Consider the following 21,197-nt stretch of genomic DNA (forward strand, 5'->3'; position numbering starts at 1 on the left):
TCCCCTCCTCGGGGTAGGGGAGTGCGGGGGCCGGTTCGGTCAGAGCAGCTTGGGGATCAGGGCTTTTCGGTTCGCCGGGTAGTCGGCGAACTTCTCGCGGTACCAGCGGTGCGTGGCGAAGGCGCGTGGCACCAGGTTGCCCGCGGTGATCAGGAAGATCGCCACGCCCGCCAACGACCAGGTGAGCAGTGCGAACCCGGCCCACGCGATCAGCTCGCCGAGATAGGCCGGACTGCTGACGAAGCGGAAACCGCCGCCGTGCGGGACTCGGTACTCGGCGGCGCCCGGGTCGTTCTTGTCCCGCAGATTCCGCACGATCGACTCCGAGCGCACCAGCAGCGCGAACCCGCCCAGGTATACGGCCAGCCCGATCAGGAAGCGCGGGTCGGTGAGCCAGGCGGTGCCGTACTGGATCTTGTAGTCGTTGCTGAAGAACGCGCCGTTGAGATAGCCGTGCAGCGCCGTCACGAACACGCCCGCTCCGACCACCGACACATTGAAGGTGCTCTTCTTGCCCGGCACCTGCCGGATCGACAGCGGGAAGAACCAGCCGCGATTGCCGTAGTGCAGCACCCAGATGGCGGCAAGCACCAGCGGGACGGGCTCGAAGCGGTCGGGTCCGCTCAGGTAGAACACCGCGAACACCACGGTCGCGGGCAACTCCATCAGCCACCAGCCCAGCTTCGGATTCAGATTGAAGCCCACCGCGTTCGAGGCGAAGCGGCCGTACGGGCTCTGCGCGAACAGCCCGCCGACGATGACAAACGCGGCGAAGCCGAACGCGATGGTCAGTACCGTGTCGTAGGTCGTGTTCCCGGTGTACCAGTCCATCGAGATCCTCTGTCCAGGCGTCCGGCACGATCGCCGACGCAAAACTAGAACACGTTCTATCATGGATCGCGCAGGGGGAACGCGACAATGGAGGACGCAGATGCCGCTCGACGGGACCGCTGAAGACCTGCTGGCGGCGGTGCTGGCATCCCCGCGCGCCGTGGCTGCCCACGACAAGACCGCCTGGGTCGGGCTGTTCGCCGAGCAGGCGGCGGTGCACGACCCCTACGGCTCGCGCGCGCACATCGGGCCCGAGGCGATCTCGCGCTTCTACAACGTCTTCATCGCGCCCAACACCATCGCCTTTCGCGTCGAGCGCGACATCGTCGCCGGGCACACGGTGGTGCGCGACCTGCACATCGAGACGACCATGTCGACGGGCGCGACCGTTGTCGTGCCGATGCATCTGCGCTACGACCTGGTGGCGTCCGATGGTGGGTGGCGGATCATCCGGCTCGCCGCGCACTGGGAGCTGGGCGTGATGGTCGCGCGGTTGATGCGGACCGGGCCGGCCGGTGTGCTCGCGGGGGCAAAACTCGGTCCGCAGTTGGTCGGGGAGCTCGGAGTGGGTGGGGCGATGGGGATGATGCGGGCGTTGCGTGGGGTGGGTGGGCACGGGAAGCGGATCGTGCGGGGGTTGTTCGTGGCGGCTGCTCGTGGGGACTCGGGGCGGGTTCAGGAGTTGCTCGGGCGGGCGAGTGTGCGGGTGGCGTCGGGGGACACGTTGGGCCCTGCGGAATTCGGTGAGATGGTGCGGTCTATGCAGTGGGACAAGATGATCGCGGCCGGGCGGACGGTGAGTGTCAGTGTGCGGATGGGGGAGTCGGGTGGGGTGGTGTTCGTGGACTTCGCGGCGGGCTCTTCGCGTATCGAGGGTGTGACGATCTACCTCGACGGGTGAGTTGTCTGGTGTGCTGAGGACGGCGGGCGAAAGCGCTCGGTGTTTTGTGCACCACAAAGGTATTGGGCTGTGTTTTTGGAGCGCTGGCGCGCTCGAGCGCGGCCCCTGGGGGGCCGCTACGCCGCTTCGCGGCGGACCCTCCTCGAGGTCGGGTCGTGCGGGGTTGGGAGTGCGGTTATGGCGGACTCGAGTGGTGCCACGTGGGCCGGTGGGAATTTGGCGGGTGACCGGCTCGAATGGAGTCGTGTAGCGGTCTGGGAATGCGGGGGCTGGGAGTGGGGTTTCGGTGGGTTCGGGGTGGGGGTTGGCGGTAGGTTGGGGGGAGGCTGACGTCTGGAGGTTGGTGTGCATCTGCGTGGTGTGGTTCTTCCCGGTGATCAGGAGCTCGACCTCTGGGTGGTCGACGGTGCGGTGACGTTCGAGCCGGTGGCGGGGGCCGAAACCCTCTGTCGCACAGGGTGGATCGTGCCGGGTCTGGTGGACGCCCACTGTCACGTCGGTATTCGCTACGGCGGTGGGGACGAGACGCGCGACGGTGCTATCGAGCAGGCCGAGACCGAGCGTGACGCGGGCGCGCTGCTGCTGCGTGACGCCGGTTCACCGATCGACACCCGGTTCATCGACGAGCATGCCGAACTGCCGCGCATCATCCGCGCGGGGCGCCACATCGCGCGGCCCAAGCGCTACATCCGTGAACTCGGCATCGAACTCGACGACGAACGCGACCTGCCCGAGATCGTCGCCGAACAGGCGCGCTTCGGCGACGGATGGGTCAAGATCGTCGGCGACTGGATCGACCGGTCGGTGGGGGACCTGCGTCCGCTGTGGAGCGACGACATCCTGAAACAAGCGATCGACGCCGCGCACGGAAACGGCGCCCGCGTCACCGCCCACGTGTTCGGCGAGGACGCCCTGCCCGGCCTCATCAACGCCGGCATCGACTGCCTCGAGCACGGCACCGGCCTCACCGACGACACCATCGAACTGATGCTGGCCAATGGCACCGCGCTGGTCCCCACCCTCATCAACATCGACACCTTCCCCGGCATCGCCGACTCGGCGACCAAATTCCCCGTCTACGCCGCCCACATGCGCGACCTGCACCGACGTGTCCGCGACACCGTCGGCAAAGCCCACGAGGCGGGCGTCCCGATCTACGCGGGCACCGACGCGGGCGGCTCCATCCGCCACGGCCGCATCGCCGACGAGATCGCCGCCCTCACCGGCGCGGGCCTGTCCCCCCACGACGCCCTCGGCGCCGCCTCCTGGAACGCCCGCACCTGGCTCGGCCGCGAATCCATCACCGAAGGCGCCCCCGCCGACTTCGTCGTCTACGCCGACGACCCCCGCACCACCCCCGCCGCCCTCACCGACCCCCTCTGGGTCGTCCTCCGCGGCATGGTCGTCAAAACCCCCAACCCGGTCACCGGCCACCGCTGAACCAACACGCACCAGGAAGGCCGGCACGGATGACGAAGAGCGCCGAGGTGTCGCTGACCCACCCGCTGGGACCGATTGCTGTGGACGATTGGCTCGTCGGAGGCCAGCCGACCGATGGGACGCGACTCGAACTCATCTGGGGCTACCCGGTCGTCAGCCCGCCGCCAGGTGGTGCGCATCGGTGCGTCGCCGAGAAGCTGCTTGTCGCGATGCGATCTGCCTTGCGAGCGGCCGACCGCGATGATCTGACGGTGCTCCGGGCCGTGCCGATCCGTATCAGCGCGCCGCTTCGCATCGCCGTCATCCCGGATGTCATCGTGACAAGCGGGTCCCCGCGCCATGTGAGCTGCGGAGCAGAGGATGTACTCCTCGCCGTGGATGTGTGGTCTCGGGACAATCCACGCGCAGAGCGCGACACCAGAATGGCCGCGTTTGCCGCGGCAAGGGTGCCCCACCTCTGGATCATCGATCTAACGGTCGGCGAGCGCGTCGGCTTCGAGGCTCTCGTACTGGGCGAATCGGGCTACCGCCGCAAGGTGTACGCCGCTGACGGTGAGACGGTTACCGCGCCCGGGCCCGTTCCGGTGCCCATCGACACCGGGCAGCTTGCACCGCGATAGCGCCCCGACCGCAGCGGGCGATTTCAGCTGCGCTCGGCCCGTCTGGCACAATGGACCACCGTCCTCCCTGGACAGTGTCAGCCCGTCTCCGGTTACGTACCGCGCGGCGGTCACGCACTTCATGCGCGAAACCGGACCCGCAGACCATGTGGGTCGCCGAATCGCGTGGTGACCAAACTACTGAAAGAGGCAGATCAGCATGGCTGTTCGCATCAAGCTCACCCGTCTGGGCAAGATCCGCAACCCGCAGTACCGCGTCGTCGTCGCCGACGCCCGCACCCGTCGTGACGGCCGGGCCATCGAGTCGGTCGGCAAGTACCACCCGAAGGAAGAGCCCTCGCTGATCGAGATCGATTCCGAGCGCGTGCAGTACTGGCTGTCCGTCGGCGCGCAGCCGACCGAGTCCGTGCAGCGTCTGCTGGAGATCACCGGCGACTGGCAGAAGTTCAAGGGCCTGCCGGGCACCGAGGGCACCCTCAAGGTGAAGGCCGCCAAGCCGTCCAAGCTCGACCTGTTCAACGCCGCGCTGGCCGCCGCCGACAACGAGCCCGTCGCCGAGGCCGTCACCCCGAAGAAGAAGGCCGCCAAGAAGGACGAGGCCGCCGCCGAGGAGACCCCGGCCACCGAGGCTGCCGAGTAATGACTGCCGTTGTTGCCGACGCCGTCGAACATCTGGTTCGTGGCATCGTCGCCAACCCGGACGACGTCCGCGTCGAGCTGCTCACCGGCCGTCGCGGACGCACCGTCGAGGTGCATGTCCATCCTGAAGACCTGGGCAAGGTGATCGGTCGCGGTGGTCGTACCGCGACCGCGCTGCGCACCCTGGTCGCCGGTATCGGTGGCCGGGGCATCCGGGTCGACGTGGTCGACACCGACGCCTAGATGGAACTCGTCGTAGGTCGGGTCGCCAAGTCGCACGGTGTGCGCGGCGAACTCGTCGTAGAGGTGCGCACCGATGAGCCGGATGTCCGGTTCGCCCCCGGCGCCACCCTGCACGGCCGCATGCCGAAGTCGTCGGCGACCCGTGAGTTCACCGTGAAGTCGGCCCGAGAGCACTCGGGCCGGCTTCTGGTCTTCGTCGACGACGTCGACGACCGCACCGCCGCCGACGCACTGCGCGGCATGCTGTTCGTCGTCGACAGCGAGACCCTGCCGCCGTCCGACGACGAAGACGCCTTCTACGACCACGAGCTCGAAGGGCTGCGCGTCGAACTCGAAGACGGCACCGTCGTCGGCAAGGTCACCGAGGTATTGCATTCCGCCGCAGGCGAATTGCTGTCGGTGCGCGCCGCGGACGACGGCCGCGAAATTCTGATTCCCTTTGTCACCGCCATCGTGCCGACCGTGTCGGTCGCCGACGGTCTGGTGGTCATCACCCCGCCCGAGGGCCTGCTCGATCCGGAGTAATTCGTGCAACTCGATGTCGTCACGATCTTTCCGGAATATCTCGAGCCGCTGCGCACAGCGCTGCTCGGTAAGGCCGTCGACAAGGGCCTGATCTCGATCGGTGTGCACGATCTACGCCGTTGGACCCACGACGTGCACAAGTCGGTCGACGATTCGCCCTACGGCGGCGGCCCCGGCATGGTCATGAAGCCCACCGTGTGGGGCGACGCGCTCGACGAGGTGTGCCCCGACGACGCGCTGCTCGTCGTGCCCACCCCGGCCGGGGTGCCCTTCACCCAGGCCACCGCCCAACGCTGGTCCATCGAAAAGCACCTGGTGTTCGCCTGCGGCCGCTACGAGGGCATCGACCAGCGCGTCTTCGACGACGCCGCCCGCCGCGTGCGCGTCGAAGAGGTGAGCATCGGTGACTACGTGCTCATCGGCGGCGAAGCGGCAGTACTGGTGATGACCGAGGCCGTGGTTCGCCTGATCCCCGGTGTACTCGGCAATCAGCAGTCACACCAAGAGGATTCGTTCTCCGACGGCCTCCTCGAGGGCCCCAGCTACACCCGCCCGGTGTCCTGGCGCGGCCTTGAGGTGCCGCCGATCCTGCTGTCGGGCGATCACGCGAAGATCGCCGCCTGGCGTCGCGAGCAGTCGCTGCGGCGGACCCGCGAGCGCAGGCCCGACCTGCTGCCCGACTAGTTCGCCATCACCCGCGTGGTGATGCAGAACGGATGCCCGGCCGGGTCCAGCAGTACCCGCCAGCGCGGATCCTGTTGTACCGGTGCGGGTGTGGCGCCCACCGCCAGCGCGTGCTGTTCGCACAGATCCAGGTCGGCGTCGGCCGCGAGGTCCAGGTACACCGCGGGCGTGCCGGGCCATTGCGGTGGGTAGTAGCCCTCCACGTACTGTGCCGCGATCGTCAGACCCGACGGTATGCGGATACCGACGCTGTGCTCGTCGTTCCACAGGACGCGGCCGCCGAGCAGCCCCAGGTAGAAACGGGCGAGAGACTCGGGGTCGGCGCAGTCGAGGGAGAGGCCGGCCAGCTGAAAAGGCTCCGTCATCGGATCGACGGTACCGGTCGGAATCCGCGCCGAGATTGTTTTGCGCTAAAGACATTTGGGTATCACTTGGGGTTGTTCGTTGTGTGATCGTCCAGAACGAGGATTGCTGGTTCCGTCCGGAAACAGGTGCGTGACTCAGGGCAGCAGCCCGTACCGCCGCGCGGTCACCACAGCTTCCTGACGGGTGCCTGCGTCGAGCTTGCTCATCGCGTGCCGCAGATAGCTCTTCACCGTCTCCGCCCCGAGTGAGAGCCGAAGCGCCACTTCCTGATTCGTGCAGCCGAGGGCCACCTGGGCGAGCACGTCGATCTCGCGCCGCGACAGCCGAGGGGCTTCGTCGACGGGTGCCCCGGTCATCACGGCGGCCAGTCGTGCCGACACACCCGCCAGCCGATCACGCAGCGCGGCATCGTCGACGGCGGCCGACATGGCACGCAGTTCGGCGTGGATCTCGCGCAGTTCCTCGGTCGCCGGTGTCGCGGCGACCGGTTCCGCGAGCTCGAGCAACCGCACCCGTCGATCCACCTCGTCGCGCACGGCGATCTCGTTCGCCAGCCGCCTGCCCGCCGCCATGATCACGTCGGCGGTGCGGTCACCGAGGGGGCTCGCGCCGCGGGTGGCCGCGTACAGCACCGCGCGCGGCCGGTCTCCGACGACTACCGGCACGGCGATCACCGAGCGGAGCCCCTCGCCCGAGACAGCCGCGTCGTAGTCGTGGGTGATGGTGGGCGCGCGGCGGTAGTCGGCCACGGCCGCCGGTCTGCGGTATTCCATCGCCTGCCCGCCGAGGCCGGAGGTGCGCAGCACCGACAGCCCGCGCAAACCGGTGGTGACGGTGCCGACGAACTCCGTGAGCAACAAGGTGTCCTCGTCGACGGGGCCGCCGAACACCACCGGCACGTTCGCCCGGCGCGACACCCAGCGGATCTCGGCGCGCAGGGCGTCGCCGTCGCGGGGACGCAACAGGGAGCTCATGGATCACCCCTTTTCGGGGGTAGTGGCGAACGTGAGGTGTGCCACATTCTATGCGAGACCGGCACGGTGTTGAGGAGAACTGCGATGAGTACCGACCTGGACGCGCGGGTACGCGACCTGCTCGACCGATACGACGGCCCCGACGCGTGCGCGGCCGAGCTGCTCTGTGACGGGCATCCGGCCGACGCGATCGCGTTCACGATCATCGAGCCAGACCTGAGCGTGCGTGATCTGACCTACGGTGAGCTGCGGGAGCGTTCGTCGCGGTTCGCGGCCGCACTGGCCGGGCTCGGGGTCGGGGTCGGCGACCGGGTGGCCACGCTGATGGCCAAGTCCGCCGACCTGGTGGTGGCGCTGCTGGGAATCTGGCGTCGTGGCGCGGTGCATGTGCCGCTGTTCACCGCCTTCGCCCCGCCCGCGATCGAGTTCCGGCTAGCGGCGAGCAACACCAAGGTTGTCGTCGCCGATGCCGACCAGGCACCGAAACTGCTTGCCTGCGAGGGATTCCCGTCCGGTGACTCGGCCACACCGAGTGAGCGGACCGGTCCGGATGCCGAGCCGCGGCTCGCCCCACGCGACTCGTCGGGATCGGCTGATGGGCCGACGAGCCCGCCCATCACGATCGTCGCCGGCGACGCCCTGCCCGGCACAGTGTCATTCCATGACCTGCTCGATACGCACCGGGCCGACGACCCGCGGGCGGTTCCGGTCGCGGTCGGCGGTGACGGCCTGTTGGTCCAGCTGTTCACCAGCGGCACCACCGGCACCCCCAAGGGCGTACCGATTCCGGTGCGCGCGCTGGCCTCCTTCCACGCCTACCAGGAATTCGCCCTGGACGTTCGTGGCGACGACGTCTACTGGAACGCGGCCGACCCGGGTTGGGCCTACGGGCTGTACTACGCGATCCTGGCACCGCTGGCCACCGGGGTGCGCAGCCTGCTGCTGCATGCCGGCTTCTCCGCGCCCCTGACCTGGGAGGTGTTGCGCCGCTTCGGTGTCACCAATTTCGCCGCCGCGCCGACCGTGTACCGGGCGTTGCGCGCCGACGGGCAGGTGCCGGACGGGGTGGCGTTGCGCCGGGCGTCATCGGCGGGGGAGCCGCTCACGCCCGAGGTCGTCGCCTGGTCCCGCGACGCGCTCGGTGTCGCGGTGCGCGATCACTACGGCCAGACCGAGCACGGCATGGTCATCTGCCATGCCTGGCACCCCGACCTCGACGTCGACGCCCCAGCCGGTTCGATGGGCAGGCAGTTGCCGGGCTGGGCGTGCGCGGTGCTCGCCGAGGACAGCGACACCGAGGCCGCGCCCGGCGAGGTGGGCCGGGTCGCCATCGACACCGATCACAGCCCGCTGCTGTGGTTCCTCGGCTACCTCGACGATCCCGAACGCACCTCGGCGCGGTTCACCGCCGACGGCCGCTGGTACCTCACCGGCGACGTCGGTGCCCGCGATGCCGACGGATTCTTCCGTTTCAGCGCCCGCGACGACGATGTGATCATCATGGCCGGATACCGGATCGGCCCGTTCGAGGTGGAAAGCGTGCTGGTGATGCACGCTCAGGTCGCCGAGGCCGCCGTCGTCGGCATGCCCGACGACCTGCGCGGCGAGGTGCTCGAGGCGTTCGTGGTGCCGCGCGAGGGCGTCGACGGCGACGACGACCTGGTGGCCGAGCTGCAACAACTGGTGAAGGACGAATTCGCGGCCCACGCCTATCCGCGACGGGTACATTTCGTCGCGAGTCTGCCCAAAACGCCCAGCGGGAAAGTGCAGCGGTTCCTGCTGCGCGGCAAGGAGACCCGGTGATGTCCGAACTCAGTTATGCCTGCGGCCCCGCGAGCACTCCGCTGCTCGGCGACACCATCGGCGCGAATCTCGCCCGGACCGTCGCCGCCTATCCCGATCAGGAAGCCCTCGTCGACCGGACGACCGGCCGGCGCTGGACCTATCGCGAAGTGGGGGCGGCCGTCGACGCCGTCGCGACCGGACTCGCGGCCCGCGGCATCGGGCGCGGTGACCGGGTGGGCATCTGGGCACCGAACTGCGCCGAGTGGTATCTCGCGCAGTACGCGACGGCCGAGCTCGGCGCGATCCTGGTGAACATCAACCCCGCCTACCGCAGCAGCGAACTCGAATACGTCCTCGGGCAGGCCGGGGTGCGGGCACTGATCGCGGCCGCGGAGTTCAAGTCCTCGGACTACGTGGCGATGATCGAGCAGGCACGTCCGAATTGCCCTGCGCTGGAGCAGGTCCTGATTCTCGGCACACCCCAGTGGCAGGAAGTGGCCGAGACGGCACCGGACCCGCAACGCTTGGCCGCCATCGCGGCGACCCTGTCGGCCGACGACCCGATCAACATCCAATATACCTCGGGCACAACAGGTTTCCCCAAGGGTGCGACGCTGAGTCATCACAACATCCTCAACAACGGCTACTTCGTCGGCGAACTGTGCGGTTACACCAGCGCCGACCGGATCTGTGTGCCGGTTCCCTACTATCACTGCTTCGGCATGGTCATGGGCAACCTCGCGGCCACCTCTCACGGTGCGGCGGTGGTGATTCCGGCGCCGTCGTTCGATCCGGCCGCCACGCTGGCCGCTGTCGCCGCCGAACGATGCACCTCGCTCTACGGTGTGCCGACCATGTTCATCGCCATGCTCGCCGAGCTCGACAACGGTGCGTCCCGAGACCTTTCGAGCCTGCGCACCGGCATCATGGCCGGTTCACCGTGTCCGGTGGAGGTGATGAAGCGGGTGATCGACCGGATGGGGATGGCCGAGGTATCGATCTGTTACGGCATGACCGAGACCAGCCCCGTGTCCACCCAGACCCGCCGCGACGACAGCATCGAACGCCGGACCGCCACCGTCGGCCGCGTCGGACCGCACCTCGAGGTGAAGGTGGTCGACCCGGACACCGGCCGGACGGTGTCGCGCGGCGAACCCGGCGAGCTGTGCACCCGCGGTTACTCGGTGATGCTGGGCTACTGGGACCAGCCGGACAAGACCGCCGAGGCGATCGACGCCGCCCGGTGGATGCACACCGGCGACATCGGCGTGATGGACGACGACGGCTACCTCTCGGTCACCGGCCGCATCAAGGACATGGTGATCCGCGGCGGGGAGAACATCTACCCCCGCGAGATCGAGGAATTCCTCTACACCCACCCCGACATCGTCGACGCCCAGGTGATCGGCGTCCCCGATGAGAAATACGGCGAAGAACTGATGGTCTGGGTGCGCCTGCGCGAGGGCGCCGACTACCTCGACGCCGACACCCTCCGCGATTTCTGCACCGGCCGCCTCGCCCACTACAAGATCCCCCGCTACGTCCATGTGGTGGAGGAGTTCCCGATGACCGTCACCGGCAAGGTCCGCAAGGCCGAAATGCGGGAACTGTCCAAGGATCTCCTCGGCTGACGCATCCCTCGCCGGGCTGGGCGAGTTCCTGCTCGACCGGCCCGGCGCGCTCCTGGAGCGGCCGATCACCGATTCCGAGCTCACGACGGTGCGCTGACCTGGGATCGAGCCGGGTGTCGGCGGGGAGCTGTAGTCTCTGCGGCTGTGACGACAGCGCCCGAGATCGCCCGTTCGACGTCGAACGGCACTCCGACCGACAGCACGACCATCCTGGCCAGCGTGGGCAGGCGGATCGCCGACGAATTGGGGGTGCGTGAGACGCAGGTCCGCGCCGCCGTCGAATTGCTCGACGGTGGTTCGACGGTCCCGTTCATCGCGCGCTACCGCAAGGAGGTCACCGGCGGCCTCGACGATGCCCAGTTGCGTCAGCTCGAAGAACGGCTCGGCTACCTGCGCGAGCTCGACGAGCGACGCGGCGCCATCATCGAATCCATCCGCGGCCAGGGCAAACTCGATCCGGCCCTGCACGAGCAGCTCATGCTCGCCGAGACCAAGGCCCGCCTCGAAGACATCTACCTGCCCTACAAGCCCAAGCGCCGCACCAAGGCCCAGATCGCGCGCGAGGCCGGGCACGAACCCGTGGCCGACGCGCTCATCACCGATCCGACCACCGATCCCGCGAACTACACCGCCGAGCAGCTCGACGGCGCCCGCGCGATCCTGGTCGAACGTTTCGCCGAAGACGCCGACCTGGTCGGTGAGCTGCGCGAAATGATGTGGAACCGGGGCCAGGTCACCTCGACGGTTCGTGCGGGCAAGGAAGAGGCGGGCGCCAAGTTCGCCGACTATTTCGAGTTCAGTGAACCGTTCCACAAACTGCCCTCGCACCGGATCCTCGCGCTGCTGCGCGGAGAGAAGGAAGAGGTGCTCACCCTGCATCTGGAACCCGACACCGAGGAACCCGAACCCGGTGAACGCACCATCTACGAGGGCCGCATCGCCAAGGCCTTCGGCATCGCCGACCAGGGCCGCCCCGCCGACACCTGGCTGCTCGACACCGTGCGCTGGGCCTGGCGAACCAAACTGCAGGTGAGCCTCGGTATCGACACCAGGATGCGGTTGCGTCAGGCCGCCGAGAAGGACGCCGTCGACGTCTTCGCCGCCAACCTGCGCGACCTGTTGCTCGCCGCGCCCGCGGGTACCCGCACCACGATGGGCCTGGACCCCGGCTACCGCACCGGCGTGAAGGTCGCCGTCGTCGACGCCACCGGTAAGGCCGTCGCGACCGAGGTCATCTACCCGCACAAGCCGCAGGGGCAGACCGAGAAGTCCCTTGCCGTGCTCGCCGCGCTGGTCGCCCGATTCGATGTCGAGCTCATCGCCATCGGTAACGGCACCGCCTCCCGCGAAACCGATGCCCTTGCCACCGAACTGATCTCGCGCATCCCCGAGAACAAGCCGACCAAGATCGTGGTCTCGGAAGCGGGTGCGTCGGTGTATTCCGCCTCGGCCTATGCCTCCGCGGAACTGCCCGACATGGACGTGTCGCTGCGCGGTGCGGTGTCGATCGCGCGCCGCCTGCAGGACCCGCTCGCCGAGCTGGTGAAGATCGACCCCAAGTCGATCGGTGTCGGCCAGTACCAGCACGACGTGTCCGAAACACTGCTGGCGCGCTCGCTGGGCGCCGTCGTCGAAGACGCGGTGAACGCGGTCGGTGTCGACGTGAACACCGCCTCGGTGCCGCTGCTGGCCCGCGTCTCCGGTGTGTCCTCCTCGGTCGCGGAAAGCATTGTGGCCCACCGTGATCAGAACGGCCCGTTCCGCAGCCGCACCGCCCTGCTCGAGGTGCCGAGGCTGGGGCCCAAGGCTTTCGAGCAGTGCGCGGGCTTCCTGCGGATCCGCGGGGGTGAGGACCCGCTCGACACCTCCGCGGTGCACCCCGAGGCATACCCGGTGGTCCGCCGGATTCTCGAGCGAACCGGTAAGCCGATCGCCGAGGTCATCGGCAACACCTCGGTGCTGCGCTCGCTGAAGCCGGTCGAGTTCACCGACGAGAAGTTCGGTGTGCCCACCGTCAGCGACATCATCGCCGAGCTCGAGAAGCCCGGCCGCGACCCGCGTCCGGAGTTCAAGACCGCCGAATTCGCCGCCGGGATCGAGAAAGTCGCCGATCTGAAGCCGGGCATGGTGCTCGAGGGTGTGGTCACCAACGTGGCCGCGTTCGGTGCGTTCGTCGATGTCGGTGTGCACCAGGACGGCCTCGTGCACGTCTCGGCGCTGTCGCACACCTTCGTCAAGGATCCGCGCGAAGTGGTCAAGTCCGGTGACGTGGTGAAGGTGAAGGTCCTCGAGGTCGATGTCGCCCGTCAGCGGATCGGGCTCACCCTTCGGCTCGATGACGAACCGGGCAAGCCCGCCACGGGGGACAATCGTGGAGGCGGTGCGCCGCGTGGCCAAGGTCGCCCCCAGGGTGGTCGTGGCCAAGGCGCCGGCCGCGCGCAGGGCCGGGGTCAGGCACAACCGCGCGGCGGCAATCAGCGCAAGCCTGCTGCCGAACCGACCGGTTCGATGGCCGAGGCGCTGCGCCGGGCCGGTTTCGGCAAGTAGGTCGACGACAGGGCGGGCGGCATGCGACGGTGGCTCGAAGACGATGTGATCGCGCACGGCCGCCTGCCCCTGCTCTGTTTCCTGCTGGGGTTCATCCTCGGTTTCGTGGTGATCCGGGTCAGCGTGCGCTTGATCCGCGCGCAGGTGAAGTGGTGGCCGGGCAACCTCAAGGCCGGTGACACCCACATCCACCACATGGTATTCGGCGTCATCACGGTGCTGCTGTCGGGCATCGGCCTGATCGCCACCGCCGAGGACTCCACCCAGGTCACCTCGAGCGTGCTCGCCGCCTTCTTCGGCATCGGCGCGGCGCTGGTGCTGGACGAGTTCGCGCTGATCTTCTACCTGCGCGATGTGTACTGGGAAGAGCAGGGCCGCACCTCGGTGGACGCGGTGTTCGTCGCGCTGGCCGTGACGGGGCTGCTGCTGCTCGGGGTGCAGCCGGCGACCTTCCTCGACTACGACGATTTCCGGGAGTCGGCCGGTGTGGGGGTGCGCGTCGGCATCGTCGTCACGGTGGCGATCAATCTCGTCCTCGCGGCTGTGGTGATCGCCAAGGGCAAGATCTGGACCGGGTTGTTCGGCATGTTCTTCACGCCGCTGCTGCTGGTGGGCGCGATCCGGCTGAGCCGCCCGGGAGCGCCGTGGGCGCGGTGGCGCTACGGGCACCGGCCCAAGACGATGTCACGCGCGATCGCCCGGGAGCGGCGCTACCGTCGTCCGGTGATCCGGGCCAAGATCTTCATCCAAGATCTGATCGCCGGGAAGCCCGACGTCGAACACGCGCGCACCGCCGCCGAGGTCGAGTTGCGGCGCAAGGTCGTCGCGGCCCCGCCCGCGCCGCCACCGCACCCGCACCTGCTGCCCCGTCGACGGGCCGAAGCCGGTCCCGGCAAGCCCGCCGAGGAGTGAGCGGCGCCGCCCGATTTCAGTCGTGACCACCCCGTCTGGCACAATGAACCGGTTGCCTTGGGCGAGTCATGTCCGGGAGCACCCCTGTACTGAGCACGAACCGGTCGAGCGCGAGCCGCCAGGTTCCTCTGTTCGCGCGAAGAATCCGAAAAGGTGGAAAATGAACACCCTTGATTTCGTCGACGAGAAGTCGCTGCGTAGCGATGTCCCCGACTTCCGTCCCGGTGACACCCTGAACGTGCACGTGAAGGTCATCGAAGGCTCGAAGGAGCGCATCCAGGTCTTCAAGGGCGTCGTGATCCGGCGTCAGGGCGGCGGCATCGGCGAGACCTTCACGGTCCGCAAGGTGTCCTTCGGTGTGGGTGTCGAGCGCACCTTCCCCGTGCACAGCCCCAACATCGACCACATCGATGTCGTGACCCGTGGTGACGTGCGTCGCGCCAAGCTGTACTACCTGCGCGACCTGCGCGGCAAGGCCGCCAAGATCAAGGAAAAGCGCTGATCTTCCGGTAGCTCTCTCCGGCACAGAATCTTTGACAGTAGCCCGGCACCCGACTCACGTCGGGGCGCCGGGCTACTCTGTTCGGCGTGGCAGACGAAAGTGGGTCGGTGTCGGTGTCCGATTCGGGCGACGAGGGCAAGCGGCGCAGGAAAAAGGCCGACGACAAGAAGCAACGGCCGTTCTGGCAGGAACTGCCGATACTGGTCGTGATCGCGGCGGTGATCGCCGCCCTGATGGTCACTTTCGTCGGGCGGCCCTACGTGATCCCGTCGCAGTCGATGGAGGACACACTCCAGATCGGCGACCGCATCTACGTGCAGAAGATCAGCTACTACGGTTCCGAGCCGGGTCCGGGCGATGTGGTGGTTTTCGTCGGCCCCGAATCGTGGAATGGGCACTACAAGTCCATCCGCTCCGACAACGCGGCCATTCGCGGTGTGCAGAACTTCCTGTCCTACTTCGGCCTGGTTCCGCCCGACGAGAACGATCTCGTCAAGCGCGTGATCGCCGTCGGCGGGCAGACCGTGCAGTGCTGTGACCCGCAGGGCCGGGTGATGGTCGACGGGAAACCGCTCGACGAGCCCTACATCAAGAAGGACTACCCCTGGTTCACCGACCGTCCGAACGCCGTGTACCCGGCGGGGCGGATGTTCGGCCCGGTGAAGGTGCCCGAGGGGCATCTGTGGGTGATGGGTGACAATCGCAACGAGTCGGCCGATTCACGCGCTCATGTGAGCGACGATCTGCAGGGCACCGTCCCGGTCGACAACGTGCGTGGCAAGACCGTGTTCAAGATCTGGCCGCCCGGCCGGATGGGGCCGGTGAGTTCGCAGAATCCGCAGGACAACTAGACACGGGGACAATCGAACTGTGGGGCAGGATCGGACCAGCTGGCCGCCGCGGGTGGTGATGCGCCGGGCGGGTGGCCTACGCACGCTCGAGGCGGCGCTCATCCGCAGTGGCCTCGGCCCGGTGGCCGGTGTCGACGAGGCCGGGCGCGGGCCCTGCGCGGGACCGCTGGTGGTGGCCGCGTGCCTGCTCGCGCCCAAGGCCTACGACAAGCTGGCCGGGCTCGACGACTCCAAGAAACTCACCGAGGCGGCCCGTGAGGAACTGTTCCCGGTGGTCAAGCGCCTGGCGCTGGCCTGGAGTGTGGTGGTGGTTCCCGCCTGGGAGATCGACGCCATCGGCATCCACGTCGCCAATATCGAGGGGATGCGTCGCGCCGTCGCCCATCTCGGCCGCACCCCCGGCTACATCCTGACCGACGGATTCAAGGTCCCCGGCCTGCCCGCGCCCTCGCTGCCGGTGATCGGCGGCGACGCGTCCGCGGCGTGCATCGCGGCGGCCAGCATCCTGGCCAAGGTCACCAGGGACCGGATGATGGTCGAGCTCGACGCCGAGCTGCCCGGCTACGGTTTCGCCGCGCACAAGGGCTACAACACTCCCGAGCACACCGCGGCCCTGCGCGCGCTCGGTCCGAGCACCGAACACCGCCGATCTTGGCGGAATGTGCGCGAACTCGAGGTGCCGGACGGTAGCCGGGTGGCTACCCGCGCGGCTCATGCGCGATGATGTGATCAATGAACGCGGCGCTGCTAGCAGGAGGATGTCCCACCCGATGAGTGCTGAGGACCTCGAGAAGTACGAAACCGAGATGGAACTGTCGTTGTACCGCGAGTACAAGGACATCGTCGGCCAGTTCTCGTACGTGGTGGAGACAGAACGGCGCTTCTACCTGGCCAATTCCGTCGAGCTGCGACCACAGAACGCTGACGGCGAGGTCTACTTCGAAGTGCGGATGAGCGATGCCTGGGTGTGGGACATGTACCGTCCCGCCCGCTTCGTCAAGCATGTTCGGGTGATCACGTTCAAGGACGTCAATATCGAGGAGCTGGAGAAGCCCGACCTCCGTTTGCCCGAATAAGGGGAGTTGTCCCCAGGGGCGAGTTATCCACAGGTTTTGTGTTTCCGCAGGTCGTGGTCCCGGCGTAGATTCGCGCCGGGACCACGCTTGCATTCGTGACGGACAAACAGGCGCTCGGCGCATACGGGGAGAAGCTGGCCGCGCAGTATCTGTGCGAGGCCGGGATGCAGATCGTCGCCCGCAACTGGCGGTGCCGGTACGGGGAGCTGGACCTGATCGTCCAGGACCCGTCGGTGACGGCGTTCGTGGAAGTGAAGACACGGTCCGGCCTCGGCTTCGGCAGCCCGGCCGAGTCGGTCACCTTCGGTAAACAGCAGCGGATCAGGCGATTGGCGTTGCTGTGGCTGGCCGAGCAGGACGGGCCGTGGCGGCGCATCCGGTTCGATGTGGTCTCGGTGCTCGTTCCGCGCGGCCGCAAACCGGTGATCGACCATCTGACGGGGGCCTTCTGATGGCCCTCGGACGTGCGCTGTCGGTCGCGGTGACCGGTGTCGACGGCCAGCTGGTGGAGATCGAGGCCGATATCGGCCAGGGCCTGCCGTCGGTGAATCTTGTCGGGCTGCCTGACACGGCCCTGCAGGAGTCACGCAACCGGGTGCGCTCCGCGGTGGCCAATACAGGGGAGAAGTGGCCCGACGGGCGAGTGATTCTGGCGCTGTCTCCCGCGACGCTGCCGAAGGTCGGCTCGGTCTACGATCTGGCGCTCGCCGTGTCGGTGCTGGACGCCTCCGGTGCGGTGCCGGGCGACAAGCTCGTGAAAACCGTGCTGCTGGGCGAGCTAGCCCTCGACGGGCGGGTACGCCGGGTTCGCGGTGTGTTGCCCGCGGTGATCGCGGCACGCAATGCGGGCTGTCCGACCGTCGTGGTGCCCGCCGAGGCGGTGGCCGAAGCCGGACTGGTCGAGGGCGTCGAGGTGCTCGGTGCGATGAGTCTGCGCGCAGTCGTCGCCTGGTTGCGCGGTGAAGGGACGCTGCTGGAACCCGACGGTGTGGTGCCGGGCGTCCAGGCGCCGTGTGGGGACCTCAGCGATGTCGCTGGCCAGGACGAGGCTCGCTGGGCGCTGGAGGTGGCTGCGGCAGGTGGTCACCATCTTCTGCTCACCGGACCGCCAGGGATCGGTAAAACCATGCTGGCGCAACGTCTTCCGGGGTTGCTGCCGCCGCTGTCGGAGGCCGAGTCGCTCGAGGTGACGGCAATCCATTCGATGGCGGGCTCGTTGACGGCCGAACAACCGTTGATGACGCTCGCGCCGTTCGTCGCGCCCCATCACTCGACATCGGTGACCGCCATGATCGGTGGTGGTTCCGGTATGGCCCGGCCCGGTGCGGTCAGCCGGGCGCATCGGGGGGTGCTGTTCCTCGACGAATGCGCCGAGATCGGCACCAAAGTGCTGGAGGCGCTGCGTACTCCGTTGGAAGAGGGCGAGGTGCGGATCGCCCGGCGTGACGGTGTGGCTCGCTATCCGGCGCGGTTCCAGCTCGTGCTCGCGGCGAATCCCTGTCCGTGTGCGCCCGCCCGTGATGTCGACTGCATCTGCGCGCCTCTCGCTCGCCGCCGCTATCTCGGCAAACTGTCGGGTCCGCTGCTCGATCGCATCGACATCTGGGTGCAGATGCGTGGTCAGGCGGGGGCCGCTTTCGGTGACCAGCAGACCGAGACCAGTGCTGTCGTCGCGGCACGGGTTGCCGAAGCTCGGGCACGTGCCGCGGAGCGGTGGAGCGCGGACGGTTGGGCAACCAATGCCGAAGTGCCGGGACACATTCTGCGTCAACGGTTCCGGTTGCCCGCCGACGCGATCGCGCCGATCGAGACCGCGCTGCGGTTGGGGCGGATGTCGGCGCGTGGTGCCGATCGGGCGGTTCGCGTGGCCTGGACGGTCTGCGATCTGCGCGGTGGGGAGCTGCCGAGCGTGCAGGATGTGCTGTCGTCGTTGAACTTCCGTCAGCGGGGTGGGCAATGACCAGGCCACATGTGGTCGGCACCGTCGACCTCGATGTTGATGAGCGCAGGCTGGCGTGGGTGTATCTGTCTCGGGTGGTGCAGGGTCCGTGTGCGCCGTTGTCGGCGCTGATCGCCTCGGTCGGGGTCTGCGAGGCGGCGCGGGCGGTGCGCGAGCACGAGTTGCCTGCCGCATTGCGCGGTCCCACCGCCGCGCGGCGTGAAATGGACTCGGCTGCCAGAGATCTGGAGGCCATACAGCGAATCGGTGGCCGGGTCATCACGCCAGATGACGACGAGTGGCCAGGCTGGCGAATGCTCGGTCTCGACCAGCTCGACACCGACCGTGATCGGGAAGCTGCCGTGCCGCTCGTGCTGTGGGCGCGCGGACCGCTGTCGCTGCGTACCACATCGGAACGCGCTGTGGCAGTGGTCGGTTCACGATGCAGCAGCGGGTACGGGATGCAGGTGGCCAGCGAGATCGCCTGTGATCTCGCGGGGCGCGGCTGGACCATCGTGTCCGGTGCGGCCTTCGGTATCGACGCGGCCGCCCACCGGGCCGCACTCGCCGTCGGCGGGCCCACCGTCGCCGTCCTGGCCTGCGGCGTCGACCGCCCCTACCCCGCCCAGCACGACCGGTTGCTCGCCGCCATCGCCGACAGCGGTCTGGTCGTCAGCGAATACCCACCCGGCGTCGCGGCCCAGAAACATCAGTTCCTGGCCCGCAACCGGCTCATCGCCACCCTGGGAGACGGCGTACTAGTGGTGGAAGCCGGATTGCGCAGCGGCGCAAGGAACACCGTGAAATGGGCGCGCCGCCTCGGTCGCCCGGCCATGGCGGTTCCCGGCCCGGTCGGATCGGCGTCGTCGGTGGGATGCCATCGCATGATCCGCGAAGGCGAGGCGTTGCTGGTCACCCGAGCCGAAGACGTCGTCGAGGAAGCGGGCCCCCTGCGCCTCCCCGTCGGCGAAGGCGTGCCCACCGACCCAGCCCACCACCTGCGCGGCGCCGAAGCCGAGGTCTACGCCGCCCTCCCTGCCATCGGCTCCCGCCAACCCCGCGACCTGGCCGGCCAGTGCGGCCTCGACCTGGCCACCGTCCGAGCCGTCCTCCCCAGCCTGGAACTGGCCGACCTGGTCGGCTGCGATTCCGAGGGGTGGTTCCGCACCCGGCGCCCGGGGTAACCGGTTCGTCGAGCTTCGCCCGTGACGAACAGCGCTACCCGCCGTCCCAGCCGAGCGACCCTGATTTGCGAGGAATAGGGCTGTACGTCCGGTAGCGGACAGCTGGGCGTTGGTGGTCTCGCCATTCGGGTATCTGGCGCCCGGGGCGGTGCGGCTGTTGAGCGGGAGGGCGCCAAGTCCATGCCTGGATGGATGGGCGCCGGTACCAGTGCAGGGCATCGAGGGCGAGAGCGGTACTGCCGCCTCGTCGGCCAGGTGACCGCAGTGTCCTAGGCGCTGATCCCCCTATCGGGATAGCGGCGGTGCCTGGTCGACGTGTGGGCGCGGGCGGAATGTGAAAGCGCGAGAGCGACGTGTCTGAGGAGGCGGTGCTTGTCGGCGGTGTGATCGCTCGGGTCACCGCCGCTGCCACTCGTCGACTCAGAGGTGTAGGTGGTGTGTGAGGGTGTGCGGCGTGGTGGGTTGCGTGAAGGAGGGGGGAGGGGCGACGGTTGGGGGATGGACGCTTTGCCCGAGGATTTGACTGCTTTGCTCGGGGAGTTCGGGCGGCATCTGCGGCTGGGTCGGAATCGGTCTGCGCATACGGTGCGGGCTTATGTGGGGGATGTGCGGTCTCTGCTCGAGCATCTGTACGCGCGGTCGGCGGATGCGGCTTTGCGGGAACTCGATCTGGGAGTGTTGCGGTCGTGGCTGGCCGAGCTGGCGGCGGGTGGGGCCGCGCGGACGACGCTGTCGCGAAGAGCCTCGGCGGCACGGACTTTCACCGCGTGGCTGACCGAGGCGGGGCGGCTGGATACCGATCCGGGGCTGCGGTTGCAGGCCCCCAAGGCGCACCGTGTGCTGCCTGCGGTGCTCGGTCGTGAGCAGGCCGCACAGGCAATGGGCGCGGCGGAATCCGGTGCGGCACAGCAGGACCCGATGGCCTTGCGTGACCGGTTGATCGTGGAGCTGCTGTATGCCACTGGCATCCGGGTGAGCGAACTGTGCGGCCTCGACCTCGACGACATCGACCGTGAACGCCAACTCGTCCGGGTACTCGGCAAAGGCAACAAGGAGCGCTCGGTGCCCTTCGGTGCCCCGGCCGAGGCAGCCCTCGTCGCCTGGCTGCGTGCCGGCCGCCCCGCCCTGGCCAACGAGCGTTCCGGTCGCGCACTGTTCCTCGGCCAGCGTGGCCGCCGCCTCGACCAACGCCAGGCGCGGACTGTCGTCCACGACGTTGTCGCCGCCATCCCCGGTGCCCCCGACATGGGCCCCCACGGCCTGCGCCACACCGCCGCCACCCACCTCCTCGAAGGCGGCGCCGACCTGCGCGTGGTCCAGGAACTCCTCGGCCACGCCAGCATGGCAACCACCCAGCTCTACACCCACGTGTCCGTCGAACGCCTCAAACGAGTCCACGACCAAGCCCATCCACGCGCATGATCGCTACCCCGGCGCCGCATCCGCGCGATGCCACGCCGACGCGACAACCGCGGTGAACGACCTATTCGAGCCGATGCTTGGCCTGTCGGTTGCCGACTCTCAGCCGGATCGCCGTTGCCGCGAGC

Annotated in this window: 22 protein-coding genes; 19 read left to right on the top strand and 3 right to left on the bottom strand. The window is 68.3% G+C overall.

Going from position 1 to position 21,197, the window contains the following annotated elements:
* Positions 1-39 precede the first annotated feature (39 nt).
* Complete coding sequence (locus NI2_RS26710) at positions 40-831, bottom strand: phosphatidylethanolamine N-methyltransferase family domain-containing protein (protein ID WP_067496191.1); 792 nt, start codon at positions 829-831, stop codon at positions 40-42.
* Between the two features lie 100 nt (positions 832-931).
* Between NI2_RS26710 and NI2_RS26715 the strand changes: the two genes are divergently transcribed.
* From NI2_RS26715 to trmD, 7 genes are all read left to right on the top strand, one after another.
* Positions 932-1,732: a nuclear transport factor 2 family protein gene (locus tag NI2_RS26715; protein ID WP_067496193.1), complete on the top strand. Its 801-nt coding sequence runs from the start codon at positions 932-934 to the stop codon at positions 1,730-1,732.
* A gap of 345 nt (positions 1,733-2,077) precedes the next feature.
* On the top strand, positions 2,078-3,172 hold the full coding sequence (locus NI2_RS26720; protein WP_067496196.1) for a metal-dependent hydrolase family protein: 1,095 nt from the start codon (positions 2,078-2,080) through the stop codon (positions 3,170-3,172).
* A 29-nt stretch (positions 3,173-3,201) separates the two neighbouring features.
* Positions 3,202-3,792 carry a Uma2 family endonuclease gene (locus NI2_RS26725; protein WP_067496199.1) on the top strand — a complete coding sequence of 197 codons (591 nt, stop codon included), beginning with the start codon at positions 3,202-3,204 and terminating at the stop codon, positions 3,790-3,792.
* A gap of 199 nt (positions 3,793-3,991) precedes the next feature.
* Positions 3,992-4,432 carry a 30S ribosomal protein S16 gene (rpsP, locus tag NI2_RS26730; RefSeq protein ID WP_067496202.1) on the top strand — a complete coding sequence of 147 codons (441 nt, stop codon included), beginning with the start codon at positions 3,992-3,994 and terminating at the stop codon, positions 4,430-4,432.
* Complete coding sequence (locus tag NI2_RS26735; protein WP_056811833.1) at positions 4,432-4,674, top strand: RNA-binding protein; 243 nt, start codon at positions 4,432-4,434, stop codon at positions 4,672-4,674. The genes rpsP and NI2_RS26735 overlap by 1 nt, the downstream gene beginning before the upstream one ends.
* Positions 4,675-5,199 (top strand): ribosome maturation factor RimM, encoded by a 525-nt coding sequence (rimM, locus tag NI2_RS26740; protein ID WP_067496205.1) that lies wholly within the window; start codon positions 4,675-4,677, stop codon positions 5,197-5,199.
* Between the two features lie 3 nt (positions 5,200-5,202).
* Positions 5,203-5,883 carry a tRNA (guanosine(37)-N1)-methyltransferase TrmD gene (trmD, locus tag NI2_RS26745; protein ID WP_067496208.1) on the top strand — a complete coding sequence of 227 codons (681 nt, stop codon included), beginning with the start codon at positions 5,203-5,205 and terminating at the stop codon, positions 5,881-5,883.
* On the opposite strand, the gene NI2_RS26750 is transcribed toward trmD, so the two are convergent.
* Together NI2_RS26750 and NI2_RS26755 are read right to left on the bottom strand one after the other, a co-directional pair.
* On the bottom strand, positions 5,880-6,248 hold the full coding sequence (locus tag NI2_RS26750) for a VOC family protein (RefSeq protein WP_067496209.1): 369 nt from the start codon (positions 6,246-6,248) through the stop codon (positions 5,880-5,882). The two genes, trmD and NI2_RS26750, sit on opposite strands and share 4 nt — an antisense overlap.
* A gap of 135 nt (positions 6,249-6,383) precedes the next feature.
* The gene (locus NI2_RS26755; protein WP_067496211.1) at positions 6,384-7,223 is read right to left on the bottom strand and encodes a helix-turn-helix transcriptional regulator; all 840 of its coding nucleotides are present in this window, start codon (positions 7,221-7,223) and stop codon (positions 6,384-6,386) included.
* Between the two features lie 84 nt (positions 7,224-7,307).
* On the opposite strand from NI2_RS26755, the gene NI2_RS26760 reads away from it, so the two are divergent.
* The 12 genes from NI2_RS26760 to NI2_RS26815 all read left to right on the top strand — a co-directional run bounded on the left by NI2_RS26760 (position 7,308) and on the right by NI2_RS26815 (position 21,072).
* Positions 7,308-9,026: an AMP-binding protein gene (locus tag NI2_RS26760; RefSeq protein WP_067496214.1), complete on the top strand. Its 1,719-nt coding sequence runs from the start codon at positions 7,308-7,310 to the stop codon at positions 9,024-9,026.
* Positions 9,026-10,639, top strand: coding sequence for an AMP-binding protein (locus NI2_RS26765; protein ID WP_067496217.1), 1,614 nt, complete (start codon positions 9,026-9,028; stop codon positions 10,637-10,639). Before NI2_RS26760 ends, NI2_RS26765 begins: the two co-directional genes overlap by 1 nt.
* Before the next feature lie 144 nt (positions 10,640-10,783).
* Positions 10,784-13,186 carry a Tex family protein gene (locus NI2_RS26770; RefSeq protein ID WP_371852014.1) on the top strand — a complete coding sequence of 801 codons (2,403 nt, stop codon included), beginning with the start codon at positions 10,784-10,786 and terminating at the stop codon, positions 13,184-13,186.
* Between the two features lie 21 nt (positions 13,187-13,207).
* Positions 13,208-14,098, top strand: coding sequence for a hypothetical protein (locus NI2_RS26775; RefSeq protein ID WP_067496222.1), 891 nt, complete (start codon positions 13,208-13,210; stop codon positions 14,096-14,098).
* Positions 14,099-14,258: 160 nt separating this feature from the next.
* Positions 14,259-14,600, top strand: a complete 342-nt coding sequence (gene rplS / locus NI2_RS26780) for a 50S ribosomal protein L19 (protein WP_019048201.1) — start codon at positions 14,259-14,261, stop codon at positions 14,598-14,600.
* Between the two features lie 86 nt (positions 14,601-14,686).
* Positions 14,687-15,451, top strand: a complete 765-nt coding sequence (gene lepB, locus NI2_RS26785; protein WP_370465683.1) for a signal peptidase I — start codon at positions 14,687-14,689, stop codon at positions 15,449-15,451.
* A 19-nt stretch (positions 15,452-15,470) separates the two neighbouring features.
* On the top strand, positions 15,471-16,175 hold the full coding sequence (locus tag NI2_RS26790; RefSeq protein WP_084476864.1) for a ribonuclease HII: 705 nt from the start codon (positions 15,471-15,473) through the stop codon (positions 16,173-16,175).
* 46 nt (positions 16,176-16,221) lie between these two features.
* Complete coding sequence (locus tag NI2_RS26795; protein WP_011210678.1) at positions 16,222-16,527, top strand: DUF2469 domain-containing protein; 306 nt, start codon at positions 16,222-16,224, stop codon at positions 16,525-16,527.
* A gap of 95 nt (positions 16,528-16,622) precedes the next feature.
* Complete coding sequence (locus tag NI2_RS26800) at positions 16,623-16,979, top strand: YraN family protein (protein WP_067496228.1); 357 nt, start codon at positions 16,623-16,625, stop codon at positions 16,977-16,979.
* Positions 16,979-18,487: a YifB family Mg chelatase-like AAA ATPase gene (locus tag NI2_RS26805; protein ID WP_067496231.1), complete on the top strand. Its 1,509-nt coding sequence runs from the start codon at positions 16,979-16,981 to the stop codon at positions 18,485-18,487. Before NI2_RS26800 ends, NI2_RS26805 begins: the two co-directional genes overlap by 1 nt.
* Complete coding sequence (dprA, locus tag NI2_RS26810; RefSeq protein ID WP_067496235.1) at positions 18,484-19,650, top strand: DNA-processing protein DprA; 1,167 nt, start codon at positions 18,484-18,486, stop codon at positions 19,648-19,650. The genes NI2_RS26805 and dprA overlap by 4 nt, the downstream gene beginning before the upstream one ends.
* 498 nt (positions 19,651-20,148) lie before the next feature.
* Positions 20,149-21,072 (top strand): tyrosine recombinase XerC, encoded by a 924-nt coding sequence (locus tag NI2_RS26815; protein ID WP_067496238.1) that lies wholly within the window; start codon positions 20,149-20,151, stop codon positions 21,070-21,072.
* Positions 21,073-21,197: the final 125 nt, after the last annotated feature.

The organism is Nocardia ignorata NBRC 108230, from assembly GCF_001612905.1.
Classification (GTDB): Bacteria; Actinomycetota; Actinomycetes; order Mycobacteriales; family Mycobacteriaceae; genus Nocardia; species Nocardia ignorata.

Coding starts and splice junctions, on each gene's coding strand:
- NI2_RS26815 (WP_067496238.1), top strand. CDS start 20,149: ATGGACGCTTTGCCCGAGGATTTGACTGCTTTGCTCGGGGAGTTCGGG.
- NI2_RS26715 (WP_067496193.1), top strand. CDS start 932: ATGCCGCTCGACGGGACCGCTGAAGACCTGCTGGCGGCGGTGCTGGCA.
- NI2_RS26725 (WP_067496199.1), top strand. CDS start 3,202: ATGACGAAGAGCGCCGAGGTGTCGCTGACCCACCCGCTGGGACCGATT.
- NI2_RS26710 (WP_067496191.1), bottom strand. CDS start 831: ATGGACTGGTACACCGGGAACACGACCTACGACACGGTACTGACCATC.
- NI2_RS26735 (WP_056811833.1), top strand. CDS start 4,432: ATGACTGCCGTTGTTGCCGACGCCGTCGAACATCTGGTTCGTGGCATC.
- NI2_RS26750 (WP_067496209.1), bottom strand. CDS start 6,248: ATGACGGAGCCTTTTCAGCTGGCCGGCCTCTCCCTCGACTGCGCCGAC.
- rplS (WP_019048201.1), top strand. CDS start 14,259: ATGAACACCCTTGATTTCGTCGACGAGAAGTCGCTGCGTAGCGATGTC.
- NI2_RS26775 (WP_067496222.1), top strand. CDS start 13,208: ATGCGACGGTGGCTCGAAGACGATGTGATCGCGCACGGCCGCCTGCCC.
- NI2_RS26795 (WP_011210678.1), top strand. CDS start 16,222: ATGAGTGCTGAGGACCTCGAGAAGTACGAAACCGAGATGGAACTGTCG.
- rpsP (WP_067496202.1), top strand. CDS start 3,992: ATGGCTGTTCGCATCAAGCTCACCCGTCTGGGCAAGATCCGCAACCCG.
- dprA (WP_067496235.1), top strand. CDS start 18,484: ATGACCAGGCCACATGTGGTCGGCACCGTCGACCTCGATGTTGATGAG.
- rimM (WP_067496205.1), top strand. CDS start 4,675: ATGGAACTCGTCGTAGGTCGGGTCGCCAAGTCGCACGGTGTGCGCGGC.
- NI2_RS26755 (WP_067496211.1), bottom strand. CDS start 7,223: ATGAGCTCCCTGTTGCGTCCCCGCGACGGCGACGCCCTGCGCGCCGAG.
- NI2_RS26765 (WP_067496217.1), top strand. CDS start 9,026: ATGTCCGAACTCAGTTATGCCTGCGGCCCCGCGAGCACTCCGCTGCTC.
- NI2_RS26805 (WP_067496231.1), top strand. CDS start 16,979: ATGGCCCTCGGACGTGCGCTGTCGGTCGCGGTGACCGGTGTCGACGGC.
- NI2_RS26760 (WP_067496214.1), top strand. CDS start 7,308: ATGAGTACCGACCTGGACGCGCGGGTACGCGACCTGCTCGACCGATAC.